The following is a 13181-nucleotide window of genomic DNA, read 5'->3' on the forward strand; positions in this document are numbered from 1 at the left end:
GAACCTGTAGGTTATAAGTTTATCACAAAGTTTCCAGTTTCACAAGGGCCATTCCCCTTACAGATATCTTACTACAGAAGGACAAAGCCCACGTCACTGTATTCCCACCGTGCGGATCTCGCTGACGCCCAGCACATAGGCGGCCCGTTCACTGCTGAGAGCAATGCTTTTCGCGTCGCTTCCTGCGTCCGCGCGGCCCTGCTCCAGCCCGGTGGAGTAATCGTAGAACACCGCCTCGCCGTCTACCAAAGCCCCCACCGTGCCGCCGGAAACAGAAAGGGACACGATTCGCTCCGGGGATTCCACCCGCACGGGGTCGTTTTCCCCACGGAATACCAGCAGCGTACAGGGGCCGGCATGGGCATAGGCAGAGATCGACAAAAACGCCCTGCTCTGATCCAGGCGGTAGGCGGTAAGCTGCCGCCCGTCATAGCTGTATTCCCGAAAAACGTAATCGGTGGATTTCGCCAGCAGCAGGGCAGAATCCCCCACGGCGTACAGATCTCCGCTTTCTGTCCAAGCCGCGTCGATCAGCAGATTGTCCCTGGTTTCATAGCTTGTCAGCGGCTCTGCCTGATTGAAATCAAATACTGTGACTTTAGAGATCAGCTCACCCTTTTCACTGCGCACCGTACAGACCGCTCCATAAACCCCGTCATAATTCATGGCGATGGCCGTGATGTAGTCCTTCGCGAAGGCATAGGTATACTGTAAAGAGCCGTCTTTTTGGTAAACATTCAACTCAGAGGCCCCGTCTGCGCCATGTAAACCCAGGGCAAACCTGCCGTTTTGGGCCACAACGCCAAAGAGGATCTCCCGCTCCGCCGTGCCCTTGAGCTTCACTTCCGTACCGGAAAGCACCATGTACCCGGTGCTGCCCTGATTATAGAGCAGTGTCTGCCCATGAGCGGAGCGCATGGCCGGCTGATTCAAGCTGTGCCGCAGGGAAAGCCCGGTTTTTCCCGTGGGATCCACCATAGTCAGGGCGGTATCACTCAGGATCAGCGCGTCGCCTCCGTAGGAGGTAAAATTAGAGGCAAACACCGAAGAACCGGTAATGGAAACGGGGAATCCGTCTCCCTGGCCTTCTCCCACAAATTGCAGCTTTACCCAGGTGGTGATATTCTCCAGCGTCAGGCTGGAACGGTTGATCCACAGGGCAAGGCCGAGGATCAAAAGGATCAGAATGATCACCACCCGGTAAACGGCCTTTGGGACCCGCATTTTTTTTAGTCTTGCTTCTCCCGCCGCTTCCGCTTCTTCGTCCTCATACTCAAAAAAGGCCTCCGCCTCCTGATAGTCCCTGAGGCGCACGATCTCTCTGGTATTGGCCTTGGAATCTACTTTTTTCTTGTGCTTTGCCATAATTTGCCCTCGCTAAATCAGTAAAACACCCGGTTCAGATACAACCCGCAGGCAGGGGCGGTGGGCCCGGCGGCCTTGCGGTCTCTGGCTTCGATCACGCCGGGGATGTCCTCCGGCGCAAGCTTTCCCTGCTGCACCCGCAGGAGCGTGCCCGCCATAATGCGGACCATGTTGTAAAGAAACCCGTCCGCTGCCACGGTAAATACCACCAGGTTCCCCCGGCGTTCTACTCCGGCCTTCGTCACCGTGCGGGTCAGGTCCCCCCGGTCTCTGCGGTCCAGCGTGCAGAAGGAGGAAAAATCGTGCCGCCCGATGTAGTGCTTCGCAGCCTTATCCAACCGTGCCGCATCTATGGGGTACCAGTAGTGTAACGCCCGCCCCAGCAGAAAGGGCTCCCGCACAGGGTGGTTCCAGATCTCATAGGCATATTCCTTCCCCTTGCAGGAATACCGGGCGTGAAACTCCAAAGGAACCTCCCGGCAGCCCTTTACGGCGATATCCTCCGGCAAATAGTGGTTCAAGGCGGCTAAAAGCCGCTCCGGGGGAATTCTGCTTTCCGTTTTCAGGCTCACGCAGAACTCTCTGGCGTGAACGCCGGTATCGGTGCGGGAGCAGGCTTTGATTTCCTCGGAAAGCCCGGTCACCTCCCGCAGGGCCTTTTGAAAAACCTCCTGCACCGTCAGGGCGTTTTCCTGCACCTGCCAGCCATGATAGCGGGAACCGTCGTAGGAAAGCATCAACAGCAGATTCCGCTTTGTTTCTTTCGTTTCAAAGGCCTCCACAGGAGCACCCCCATATCAGTTGTTAGTTGTTAGTTGTTAGTCGTTAGTTGTTAGAGAAGGACAAGCTTTTTATTTGGCGGCTAGATCACTTTTGGAAACAGCAGGTTCAGCGTGAGGAAAATTCCCAGGGCCAAAACGGCAGAGCAGAGGGAAAGCCAGTCTCCTCTTCCGAATTTCAGGATCTTCATTTTTGTCCGGCCCTCTCCGCCGTGATAGCAGCGGCTTTCCATGGCGGTGGCCAGGTCGTAGGCCCGGCGGAAGGCGGAAACGAACAGGGGGATCAGCACCGGCACCAGCGCCTTGATGCGCTGGATCACGCCGCCGCTTTCCATATCGGCCCCTCTGGCCTTCTGGGCGCTCATGATCTTTTCCGTTTCCTCCAGCAGAGTGGGAACAAAGCGCAGGGCAATGGTCATCATCATGGCGAATTCATGCACGGGCACCCGCAGCTTTGAGAGGGGCTTTAACAGCCGTTCAATGGCGTCCGTCAGCTGGGTGGGAGAGGTGGTAAAGGTCAGCACGGAGCTTGCCAGGATCAGCAGCACGATCCGCAGGGAAATGAAAACGCTGTTCAGGATCCCGGCTTTTGTGATCTTCAGCCAGCCCCACTGCACCAGGGGCTCTCCCGTGCCGTAAAAGATATTCAGCACAGCGGTAAACACCAGCAAAATCAAAATGGGCTTCAGGCTTTTCAGGTACATTTTCGGGGGGATTTTGGAAAAAGCGATCCCCAAAAAGATATACAGCACCGCCGCGGCCAGAGAAAAGAAATTTCGCGAAACAAAAATGAGAACAATGGAAAACACCGTAAGACACAGCTTCAGCCGGGGATCCATTCGGTGCATTACAGAGGGTGCGGGAAAATACTGGCCCAGAGTAATATCGGAAATCATACGGAAGGCCCTCCTTTCTGCACGGGCTGCGTCCTACCGCCCTGAAAAACAGGCAGCAGCTGCTTTAGGGCCTCGTCCACCGTGAGGGTGGCAGGATCAGCCGGATAGCCCATGGCCTCCAGCTCCTGCATGATCCTGGTGATCTGCGGCACCCGAAGGCCGATCTGCTCCAGCTTTTCGCCCTGGGAAAATACCGTGCGGGTATCCTCCAGCAGCACCACCTGCCCCCGGTTCATTACCAGCAGCCGGTCTGCTGTGCGGCCGATATCCTCCATGCTGTGGGAAACCAGCAGCACGGTATTGTGCCGCTCCTTATGATACTGGCTGATCTGGGAAAGCAGCACGTCTCTGCCCCTGGGATCCAGCCCGGCGGTGGGCTCGTCCAGAACCAGCACGTCCGGGTCCATGGCGATCACCCCGGCAATGGCCGCCCGGCGCTTTTCTCCGCCGGAAAGCTCAAAGGGGGATTTTTCCAGAAGCTCCTCGGAAAGCCCGGTAAACCGCGCGGCCTCCAGCGCTCTGGCCTTTGCCTGCTCCTCGGAAAGGCCCATGTTTTTCGGCCCGAACATGATATCCTTCAGCACGGTCTCTTCAAACAGCTGATATTCCGGGTACTGGAACACCATGCCCACCTGAAACCGCACGTCCCGTATTTTTTTGGGCTCTGCCCAAATATCCCGGCCCTCCAAAATGACCTGACCGGCGGTGGGTTTCAAAAGGCCGTTCAGAAGCTGGATCAAAGTGGATTTTCCGCTGCCGGTATGACCGATCACACCCAGAAATTCCCCCTGCCGGATGGAGATGGACGCATGATCCAGCGCCGTTTTCCGAAAGGGCGTGCCGGCCCCGTATTCATACGTTAATTCCTTTGTTTCCAGAACTGTTTTGCCACCCTCCCTGGAAGGTTTTTGGAATACGGAGGGAGACTCTTGTTTTGAAAGCTCCACTTCGGCGGCATTCTGTTCCCGATACCGCCGAAACAGCTCCACACAACGCTCCGTGCCCAACGGCATACCCGAAAGCTTCGCGCCTGCGGTGGAAAGCCGGTATACCAGTTCCGTGGCCTGGGGTACGTCCAACCCATGGCGCTTCAAAAACTCCACCTTGCCGAACACCTCTTCCGGAGAACCGTCTGTCAAGACCGCGCCCTGATCCATGACCACCACTCGCCCGGCCTGAACCGCTTCCTCCATATAATGGGTGATAAGCACAATGGTGATCCCTTTTTCCCGATTCAAGCGCTTGATGGTCTCCATGACCTCCCCACGGCCTCTGGGATCCAGCATGGCGGTAGGCTCGTCCAGCACGATACAGGCGGTTTCCATGGCAATGATCCCCGCAATGGCCACCCGCTGCTTCTGTCCGCCGGAAAGCTTGTGGGGCGCACTCTCCCGGTATTCGTACATATCCACGGCCCGCAAAGCCGCGTCCACTCTTTCGCGGATCTCCAAAGGCGGAATGCCCAGGTTTTCCGGGCCGAAGGCAACGTCCTCCTCCACCACACCGGCAACCAGCTGGTTATCGGGGTTCTGCTGCACCAACCCCACCCGGCGGCGCACCTCCAGCTGGCGGGCCTCCTCAGCGGTATCGATGCCATCTACCAGCACCTTGCCGGAGGTGGGCACAAGCATGCCGTTTAAGAGCTTCGCCACGGTAGACTTGCCGCAGCCGTTATGTCCCAGCAGGGCCACAAATTCTCCCTGCTCTATTTGTAATGTCACGCCGCGCAAAGCCTCTTTTGGCTCCACAGCCTCCGGCTCATAGGAAAACCGGACTTCCTTCAAATCCAGCAGGGCCATCTGCATCTCCTTCCCTTTCGATCCGTCCAAAATCCTTTCTAACAGCTAACGACTAACAACTAATAACTACTTTCCCAAATCGCCGTACTGCCGCAGGGCAGCACCAGGCCGGTGCTCGTTACCGGCAGGCCGATCTCATCGGAGGAAACCTGCCCGCCCAGCTTCTTTTGAAGAAGCGTGCCCAAAAGATACTCCATCACCGCCGGAGAAAGGCCGGTGGTGTAGGAATTGAGCAAAAAGAACAGGGCGCGCTCCGAAAGAATGGGCAAGCACATTTCCACCAGGGAGTAAAGCTGTTCCTCCAGCTTCCACACCTCTCCGCCGGGGCCTCTTCCATAGGAGGGCGGGTCCATGATAATGCCATCATAGGTGTTCCCTCTGCGCTGCTCCCGCTGGACAAATTTCACGCAGTCGTCCACCAGCCAGCGCACGGGCCGGTCACTGAGGCCGGAGACCTCGGCATTTTCCTTTGCCCACTGCACCATGCCCTTGGAGGCGTCCACATGGGTCACGGCGGCTCCCGCCCGCATACAGGCCAGGGTGGCCGCCCCGGTATAGCCGAAAAGATTCAGCACCTTGATGGGCCGGCCACTATTCTCAGCCTTCGCGGCCCGGATCCGCTCCATAGCGAAATCCCAGTTCACCGCCTGCTCCGGGAAAATCCCCGTATGCTTAAAGCCCATGGGCTTTAAGCGGAAGGTCAGGCCCTGCCAGTGGATCTTCCAGACGTCGGGCAGCTTTTGATATGCTTCCCAGCTTCCCCCGCCGGAGCTGGAACGGCGATACCGGGCATGGGCCGAGCGCCAGCGGGGATCCTGCTTTTCCCCGGACCAGATGATCTGCGGGTCCGGCCGGATCAGCAGGATCTCCCCCCACCGCTCCAGCCGTTCTCCGTCCACCGTATCAAGCAATTCATAATCCTGCCATTTGGCTGTTCTCATAGTTCATCACCGTTTTTTCAGATGTTAGATGCCAATTTCTGGAAGTAGTAATCGGTGCATTCAGCAGGCTTCCCTCTCTGTCGTCTTGAGCTTTCCTGCCTGTCATCCTGAACTTCCCTGCCAGTCATCCTGAACTTCCCTGCCAGTCATCCTGAACTTCCCTGCCAGTCATCCTGAACTTCCCTGCCAGTCATCCTGAACGAAGTGAAGGATCTCGTTCTTTTTCCCTTTCCCTCAGAATGACAAGAAAAGGCGCCCTTCTCTAACAACTAACTACTCCTGACTAACAATTCCTTCAGCAAAGCTCCGCCTTGATCACTTCCGCCACATCGTTTGCCAGCTTCTGAATCAGCGCCTCGTCCTGGCCCTCCACCATCACGCGGAGCAGCGGCTCAGTGCCGGAGGGGCGCACAATGATCCGCCCGTCCTTGCCCAGGGTTTCCGTCACCTTGTCGATGGCGGCCCGCACCTTGTGGTCGGTGTAGAACGCCAGCTTCCCTTCAGGGGAAACCTGCAGGTTCACAATGGTCTGGGGGAACCGCTGCATCAGGGTAGCCAGAGAAGAAAGCTTACCCTCTCTCCTGCGCAGCAGGCTCAAAAGCTGGCAGGCGGTCAGCTGGCCGTCACCGGTGGTGGCAAAATCCCGGAAGATCACATGGCCGCTCTGCTCGCCGCCGAAATTGTAGCCGCTCAGGCGCATTTCCTCCAGCACATAGCGGTCGCCCACCTTGGTGGCCTCAAAACTCATGCCGTTTTCCTCACAGAACCGCTGAAAGCCCATATTGGTCATAATAGTGCCTACCACCGTGTTTTTGGAAAGCTTTCCCCGGCTCTTCATATCCATGGCGCAGATGGCCATCATAAAATCGCCGTCAATAAAATTGCCCTGTTCGTCCACCATCAGGCAGCGGTCGGCGTCGCCGTCGAAGGCCACGCCGGCGTCCACTTCGTGGGCCTTTACATATTCGATGAGGCCCTCCATGTGGGTGGAGCCGCAATCCCGGTTTACGTTGATGCCGTCGGGCTTGTCATTCAGCATAGTGACTTCAGCCCCCAGCTCGGTAAACAGCGTTTCCGCCGTGGCGCTGGCGGAGCCGTTGGCGGTATCGATGGCGATCTTCAGGCCGTCTAAGGAAAAGTGAACGGAATTTTTCACATGGTCAATGTAATCCCGCACAGCGTTCTCCGCCTGGCTGACGGTGCCGATGCCGTCCTCCTCCGGGAATTCCCCGGAAATATCGGATTTCCCGAGAATGATATCTTCAATGCGCTCCTCCAGGTCGTCCGGCAGCTTGAACCCGTCTCCGGAGAAGATCTTGATGCCGTTGTATTCATAGGAATTGTGGGAGGCGGAGATCATCACCCCCGCGTCCGCCTTGTATTTTTCTACCAGATAAGCCACAGCCGGAGTGGGCACCACGCCCAGAGTCACCACGCTGGCCCCGATGCTGCACAAGCCCGCCGCCATGGCGGTTTCCAGCATGTCAGAGGAAAGCCGGGTGTCCTTACCGATGAGCACCTTGGGGTGCCGGTTCGATTTGTTAGTCAGCACGCAGGCTGCCGCCCTGCCCAGCTGTGTGGCCAGCTCACAGGTCAAATCCTTGTTCGCGATCCCTCTGATTCCGTCTGTTCCGAATAGTCTGCCCATACTCGATCTCTCCTTTTAAGATATAAAACTATCTGCCGCGTTTACAAAAACGATTTTTCTGAGCTTACGAAAGCCGATCGTTTAAGCTCAACTGATCGGCTGCCCCACTTTCCCGAAGCCTGCCCGGCACGGGCAGCCCCAAATGGAGATAGGCCGCCGGGGTGGCGCAGCGCCCCCGGGGGGTGCGGGTCAGAAAGCCTATCTGCATGAGATAGGGCTCGTTTACGTCCTCGATGGTGACGGCCTCTTCTCCGATGGCCGCCGCCAGGGTCTCCAGCCCCACCGGGCCGCCGCCGTAGTTTTTGATAATGGCGGAAAGCATGTTCCGGTCGCTCTGGTCCAGGCCCAGCTCATCGATCTCCATTCTGTCTAAAGCAATGCGGGCCGTGTTCAGGGTAATCACCCCGCCGCTCATGACCTCGGCAAAATCCCGTACCCTCTTTAAGAGGCGGTTGGCGATTCGGGGCGTGCCCCGGGAACGGGAAGCGATCTCCAGCGCCGCGTCGGCTTCGATCTCCGCCTGTAAAATTCCAGCGCTTCGCAGGACGATCTTGGAAAGCTCCGCCGGGGAATACAGCTCCAGCCGGAGCACCACTCCGAAGCGGTCCCGCAAGGGGGCGGAAAGCTGGCCCGCCCTGGTGGTGGCCCCCACCAGGGTGAATTTCGGCAAGGGCAGATGATAGGAAGCGGCCATTTGCCCCTTGCCGGTGATAATATCCAGGGCAAAGTCCTCCATGGCGGGGTACAGTATCTCCTCCACCGTGCGGGGCAGGCGGTGCACCTCGTCGATAAACAGCACATCGCCGGGGCTGAGATTTGTCAGCAGCGCCGCCAGATCCCCCGGCTTTTCAATGGCCGGGCCGCTGGTAATGCGCAGGTTGACCCCCATTTCGTTGGCCACGATCCCCGCCAGAGTGGTTTTGCCCAGGCCCGGAGGGCCGTACAGCAGCACATGATCCAGGGTCTCCTTCCGGCTTTTGGCCGCCTCAATATAAATTTTCAGGTTTTCCTTGGCTTTTTCCTGCCCGATATATTCCGAAAACGTTCGAGGGCGCAGCGGGTTTTCCACTTCTCTGTCCTCCGGGGTGTAGCCGGTTTCCGTCAAGCGGTTTTCCAGGTCCAGGTCGTCCTGGGAATCCCAATCGATCCCGTACTCCGTGGCTTGCCCGCTGGTTTTTTCGATCATGGAGCCTTCCTCCTTTCACGCTTTTTATTTGATGAATGAGAGAAACTGCTTTTCCGTCATCACGGCGGACAAAAGCTTCCACAGCCGTTCCCTGGGAGCTTCACAGCCATACCGGTTCGGCGCGTCCTTTTCCCACTGCTCTGCCGTTCCATACAGGAAGGACGACCAGTTTTCCTGAAGATACCGGCCGTTTCTCAGGGCGGTGACGTACAAATTCTTCAACAAAAGCTCAAAGCCCTTTTGGTATTCTTTCCCCGGCAGGGCGGACAGCTCCTTCAAAAGCTCCGTTTCAGAACCCGGGTTTTCTCTGAGCAGCGCCAGAAGCTTTTTGGCCGGTTCCGTCAGAGGCCTTTGCCGCCGGAGCCGCTTCAAAAGGTAATAGGCCTCCGGGGAAAGATAGGTGGTGCGCCCCTGAAACGCCTTGGAGTAAAAGAGCCCATGACTGTCGATCAGCTCCGTCACGTCCTGCCAGGTACAGCCGATATCCTCCAGGGCGGGCAGCAGGGGGTTGGTATTGCACAGTAAGATCCCGTTTTCCGTAAGCCACGCCTGCAAGCTGTTCATAGGCTATCTGCTCCCGAAGGACTTCAGCGCCAGGCGGATCAGCTCCTCCGGAGGCAGGGCGGAATCCAGCCTGCCCACGGCGGCGGCGGCATCCGAGGGGGAATAGCCCAGGGTCACAAGGGCCTCCACCGCTTGAGCCGCGCTGCCGGAGGCGGAAGGGCCTCCTGCCTGCAGTTCCTCCATATTGAGGCCGGAAGCGGACAGGCTTTTTACCTTGTCCTTTAATTCCAGCACAATGCGCTGGGCCAGCTTTGGCCCAACGCCGCTTGCCTTGGTAAAGCGCTTGGAATCTCCCGCAGCCGCCGCAAGGGCCACGTTTTCCGGAGTAAGCTCGGACAAAATGGCAATGCCCACCTTGGGGCCCACACCGCTGATACCCGTTAACAGCTTAAAGCAGTTTAATTCCCCCTGGGTGAGGAACCCGAAAAGATCCAGCGCGTCCTCCCGCACATTCAAATGGGTATACAGGGTGGCGTTTTCTCCCAGCCGGGGCAGATTTCGCAGGGTGTTCATAGAGGTAAAGCATTTAAACGCCACGCCCCCCACATCGATCACCGCCAGTCCCGGCTCCGTATGAGCAACCCTTCCTGTCAGACTGTAAAACATGGTTTCCTCACGCTCCTTGTTCACCGCGCGCTTTCAAAAGCGTTTTTTCTTCCTGATCCTTCAAATCACTTTTCCCGGCTTTCTTGCCTTTTCCAGCAGGCCGCGGCGCAGGGCAGAGCCTGCCGCCTGGCCGTGGCAGATGGCCAGCGCCAAGGCGTCGGCCGTGTCGTCCGGTTTGGGGATCGAGGGCAGCTTCAAAAGCCGCCGGGTCATTTCCTGCACCTGGGGCTTCAGGGCCTTGCCGTACCCCGTTACCCCCTGCTTTACCTGCATGGGCGTGTATTCAAACAGAGGAACCCCTGCCTGGGAAAGGGCCAGAAGGATCACGCCCCTTGCCTCCGCCACACCGATGCCGGTGGTTTTGTTATTGGTAAAATACAGCTTTTCCACGGAAGCGGCCTGGGGCTTATGCAGAGCAAGCAGCTCAGTCATACCCTCATAAATTTCCGTTAAGCGCAGGCCAAAATCATCCCCGGCACGGGTAGTGACGGCACCGTATTCCACTGGGCGGTACAGACCGTTTTTCGCTTCGATCACGCCATAGCCCACGATGGCATAGCCAGGGTCGATCCCCAGGATACGCAAGCCGCTTCCCCCCTGTTCCCGATGATTTCGCAGATACAAGGGAAAGTATACCATAAAACCGGGGATTTGAACAGATAAAATATTTTGAACGCACCGTGAATTTTCAAAGGAAAAAATCCCGTGTATGTTAGCCCGATTTCAGCAAAGGCTAATTTCAATCTTATTTTTGGATAAAGGAGGCCTGCTTCATGCGAAAGCGAGGCAAAATCAGAGCCTTTACACTGCTGTCGGCAGTTTTTCTTACCCTATGCGGGCTTTGGGCGGACGCGGGCTATGCCCTGGCCTCCAGCCGGACGGAGCTGGAATATTCCTACCGCCGGGCTCTGGGAGACCTGACGGATCACGTGACCGCCATGCGGTCTGTGCTGCAAAAAGCCCCTTATGTCAACACGCCCACCATGCAGAATGCGGTGTCCGCCGAACTGCTGGAGCAGAGCAGCGGGGCAAAAAGTGCTATGGCAATCCTTCCCTTCCCCCAGGAAAAAACGGAACGGATCAGCCAGTTTTTCTCTCAAACAGGAAGCTACGCCCTTTCCCTTTCCCGCCATGCCGCGGCGGGGCGGAGCCAGGAAGAAAGCGACCTGGAAATTCTCTCCGTGCTGGAGGAATACGCGGAAACTCTTTCCGAGGCATTGCAAAAGACCCAGGCCAGGATCGACACGGAGGGAATTTCTCTCGGCCGGTTCAAAAGCCTGCTGCGCAATGTGGAAGCGCCAGCTGACCAGCCGTTGTTTTCCGATGAATTCGATGAGGCGTCGGAGGCCTTCGCCCAGTTCCCGGCCCTGCTGTACGACGGTCCTTTTTCCGACCATATCCAGCGCCGGACTCCGCTGTTTTTAGAAGGCATGCCGGAAATTGACGAACAGGAGGCCGCCCGAAAAGCCGCCGAATTTCTTCACTGCTCCCCGGACGAGCTGGAGCCTCAGGGAGAGGGCGGGTCCCAGCTGCCCGTGTTTTCCTTCTCCGGGAGGGAAGCTCACGTCACCGTGACAAAAGCCGGCGGTCAAATCGCTTATTTCAAAAAAGCAGGGCCCATTTCCGAAGCGAGGCTGGACTACACCGACGCGCTGACAGAAGCCTGCCGCATGCTGAAGGAGCTGGGGATCTCCGAGTTCCGGGAAACGTATTACGTGAGCAGCGATAACCTGTGTACTATCAACTTTGCCGGAACCGCCCGCTTTTCCGGAGAAGGCTCCGACTCCGCGGAGGAAATCGTCTGTTACCCGGATCTTGTCAAGGTCACCATAGAGCTGCAGGAGGGCGGCATGGTGGAATACGACGCTTCCGGCTACCTGATGAACCGCCGGGAGCGGGAGCTCTCCCGCCCCGCCCTTTCCAAGGAGCAAGCCGCTGAAAACCTCAGCCCCAGGCTGACCGTGGAAAGCGCGCAGCCGGCGGTGATCCCCTCTCCCGGCTTAGAAGAGCTGCTGTGCTGGGAATTTCGTTGCACTGCCGAAAACGGACGCGAGTTTCTGGTCTATATCAACGGAGAAACAGGCCTGGAGGAGCAGCTTTATCTGCTGCAAAAGGACGACCACGGAATTTTGGCCATGTGAATATTTCTTTTTATAAGCTGTCGGGAAAACAATGCCCGGCGGCTTGTTTTTCCCCGCGGGTTCTGGTAAAATGAGGAAAACAACGGCAGGAGGCGGGCATATGGAAAAAGTCAAGCTGGGCATGATCGGCATAGGAAACATGGGAAGCGGACATATCCAAAATATTCTGGCGGGGAAAACCCCTGAGATCGAGGTCGCCGCGGCGGCGGACCGCCGGGAGGAGCGCCGGGCATGGGCCAAAAAGACACTGCCGGAGGGCACCCCGGTTTTTACCGAGGGCTCGGAGCTGATCGAAAGCGGCCTGTGCGACGCGGTGCTGATCGCCACCCCCCATTACCAGCACCCAGTGCTGGCGCAGGAGGCCTTTCAAAAGGGGCTGCATGTGCTGTGCGAAAAGCCGGCGGGGGTCTACACCAAGGCGGTCAGGGAAATGAACCGGGCCGCGGAGGAAAGCGGCAGGGTCTTTGCCATGATGTTCAATCAGCGCACCAACTGCCTGTACCGCAAAATGCATGAGCTGGTACAGGGCGGAGAGCTGGGAAAGCTGAAACGGGTGAACTGGATCATCACCGACTGGTACCGCACCCAGATCTATTATGATTCCGGCGACTGGCGGGCCACCTGGGACGGCGAGGGCGGCGGCGTGCTCTTAAACCAGTGCCCTCACCAGCTGGATCTTTTGCAGTGGATCTGCGGCCTGCCCAAAACCGTGCAGGCCTTTTGCCAGGAGGGAAAATGGCACGATATCGAGGTGGAGGACGACGTGACCGCCTATCTGGAATTTGAAAACGGCGCCACCGGCGTGTTTGTCACCACCACTGGAGATGCGCCCGGCACCAACCGTTTTGAGGTGACCGGCACCAGGGGGAAACTGGTGTGCGAAAACGATACCCTCACCTTCTGGAAGCTGAACACCGACGAGCGGGACTTCTGCAAAACCTCCGGGGAGGGCTTCGCCAAGCCGGCATGGGAGGAATTCACCGTGGAAACCGATGGGGAAAATCCCCAGCATGTTGGGGTGCTGAACGCCTTTGCGGGAAAGATCCTTCACGGAACTCCCCTGGTGGCCGAGGGCAGAGAAGGCCTGCGGGGACTGACACTTTCCAATGCCATGCACCTTTCCAGCTGGCTTCACAGGCCGGTGGAGATCCCCTTTGACGAGGAGCTGTTCCTCAGGGAGCTCACAAAGCGCCGGGAAAACTCCCGGAAAAAAGAGGGAAAGGAGATCACCTTCTCCACGGAAGGTACGTATTAAA

General features: G+C 57.6%; 12 protein-coding genes. 2 read left to right on the forward strand and 10 right to left on the reverse strand.

Annotated elements, in window-relative coordinates:
- Positions 1–93: 93 nt before the first annotated feature.
- The 10 genes from U8T64_RS00615 to ruvC form a co-directional block, all read right to left on the reverse strand.
- Complete coding sequence (locus tag U8T64_RS00615) at positions 94–1365, reverse strand: DUF5711 family protein (RefSeq protein WP_322179928.1); 1272 nt, start codon at positions 1363–1365, stop codon at positions 94–96.
- 17 nt (positions 1366–1382) lie between these two features.
- Complete coding sequence (truA, locus tag U8T64_RS00620) at positions 1383–2102, reverse strand: tRNA pseudouridine(38-40) synthase TruA (RefSeq protein WP_367575389.1); 720 nt, start codon at positions 2100–2102, stop codon at positions 1383–1385.
- A 125-nt stretch (positions 2103–2227) separates the two neighbouring features.
- Positions 2228–3040, reverse strand: a complete 813-nt coding sequence (locus U8T64_RS00625; RefSeq protein ID WP_322179932.1) for an energy-coupling factor transporter transmembrane component T family protein — start codon at positions 3038–3040, stop codon at positions 2228–2230.
- Positions 3037–4869, reverse strand: a complete 1833-nt coding sequence (locus U8T64_RS00630; RefSeq protein ID WP_322179934.1) for an energy-coupling factor transporter ATPase — start codon at positions 4867–4869, stop codon at positions 3037–3039. The genes U8T64_RS00625 and U8T64_RS00630 overlap by 4 nt, the downstream gene beginning before the upstream one ends.
- Positions 4870–4898: 29 nt before the next feature.
- Positions 4899–5780 (reverse strand): class I SAM-dependent methyltransferase, encoded by an 882-nt coding sequence (locus tag U8T64_RS00635; RefSeq protein WP_322179936.1) that lies wholly within the window; start codon positions 5778–5780, stop codon positions 4899–4901.
- Between the two features lie 295 nt (positions 5781–6075).
- Positions 6076–7428 (reverse strand): phosphoglucosamine mutase, encoded by a 1353-nt coding sequence (gene glmM / locus U8T64_RS00640; RefSeq protein ID WP_322179938.1) that lies wholly within the window; start codon positions 7426–7428, stop codon positions 6076–6078.
- A gap of 64 nt (positions 7429–7492) precedes the next feature.
- Positions 7493–8614 (reverse strand): Holliday junction branch migration DNA helicase RuvB, encoded by a 1122-nt coding sequence (gene ruvB / locus U8T64_RS00645; protein WP_322179940.1) that lies wholly within the window; start codon positions 8612–8614, stop codon positions 7493–7495.
- Positions 8615–8638: 24 nt separating this feature from the next.
- Positions 8639–9178 carry an AlkZ-related protein gene (locus tag U8T64_RS00650; protein ID WP_322179942.1) on the reverse strand — a complete coding sequence of 180 codons (540 nt, stop codon included), beginning with the start codon at positions 9176–9178 and terminating at the stop codon, positions 8639–8641.
- 3 nt (positions 9179–9181) lie between these two features.
- A complete protein-coding gene (ruvA, locus tag U8T64_RS00655; protein WP_437125988.1) occupies positions 9182–9784 on the reverse strand; it encodes a Holliday junction branch migration protein RuvA in 603 nt (200 codons plus the stop codon).
- A gap of 60 nt (positions 9785–9844) precedes the next feature.
- Positions 9845–10369 (reverse strand): crossover junction endodeoxyribonuclease RuvC, encoded by a 525-nt coding sequence (gene ruvC / locus U8T64_RS00660; RefSeq protein WP_322179946.1) that lies wholly within the window; start codon positions 10367–10369, stop codon positions 9845–9847.
- Positions 10370–10557: 188 nt separating this feature from the next.
- On the opposite strand from ruvC, the gene U8T64_RS00665 reads away from it, so the two are divergent.
- A complete protein-coding gene (locus tag U8T64_RS00665; RefSeq protein ID WP_322179947.1) occupies positions 10558–11925 on the forward strand; it encodes a PepSY1/2 domain-containing protein in 1368 nt (455 codons plus the stop codon).
- A gap of 100 nt (positions 11926–12025) precedes the next feature.
- Complete coding sequence (locus tag U8T64_RS00670) at positions 12026–13180, forward strand: Gfo/Idh/MocA family protein (RefSeq protein ID WP_322179949.1); 1155 nt, start codon at positions 12026–12028, stop codon at positions 13178–13180.
- Position 13181 lies beyond the last annotated feature (1 nt).

This window comes from Neglectibacter caecimuris (genome assembly GCF_034335015.1).
GTDB classification, from domain to species: domain Bacteria; phylum Bacillota; class Clostridia; order Oscillospirales; family Acutalibacteraceae; genus Acutalibacter; species Acutalibacter caecimuris_A.

Coding starts and splice junctions, on each gene's coding strand:
- U8T64_RS00615 (WP_322179928.1), bottom strand. CDS start 1,365: ATGGCAAAGCACAAGAAAAAAGTAGATTCCAAGGCCAATACCAGAGAG.
- ruvB (WP_322179940.1), bottom strand. CDS start 8,614: ATGATCGAAAAAACCAGCGGGCAAGCCACGGAGTACGGGATCGATTGG.
- ruvA (WP_437125988.1), bottom strand. CDS start 9,784: ATGTTTTACAGTCTGACAGGAAGGGTTGCTCATACGGAGCCGGGACTG.
- U8T64_RS00665 (WP_322179947.1), top strand. CDS start 10,558: ATGCGAAAGCGAGGCAAAATCAGAGCCTTTACACTGCTGTCGGCAGTT.
- truA (WP_367575389.1), bottom strand. CDS start 2,102: ATGCTTTCCTACGACGGTTCCCGCTATCATGGCTGGCAGGTGCAGGAA.
- U8T64_RS00625 (WP_322179932.1), bottom strand. CDS start 3,040: ATGATTTCCGATATTACTCTGGGCCAGTATTTTCCCGCACCCTCTGTA.
- glmM (WP_322179938.1), bottom strand. CDS start 7,428: ATGGGCAGACTATTCGGAACAGACGGAATCAGAGGGATCGCGAACAAG.
- U8T64_RS00650 (WP_322179942.1), bottom strand. CDS start 9,178: ATGAACAGCTTGCAGGCGTGGCTTACGGAAAACGGGATCTTACTGTGC.
- U8T64_RS00635 (WP_322179936.1), bottom strand. CDS start 5,780: ATGAGAACAGCCAAATGGCAGGATTATGAATTGCTTGATACGGTGGAC.
- U8T64_RS00670 (WP_322179949.1), top strand. CDS start 12,026: ATGGAAAAAGTCAAGCTGGGCATGATCGGCATAGGAAACATGGGAAGC.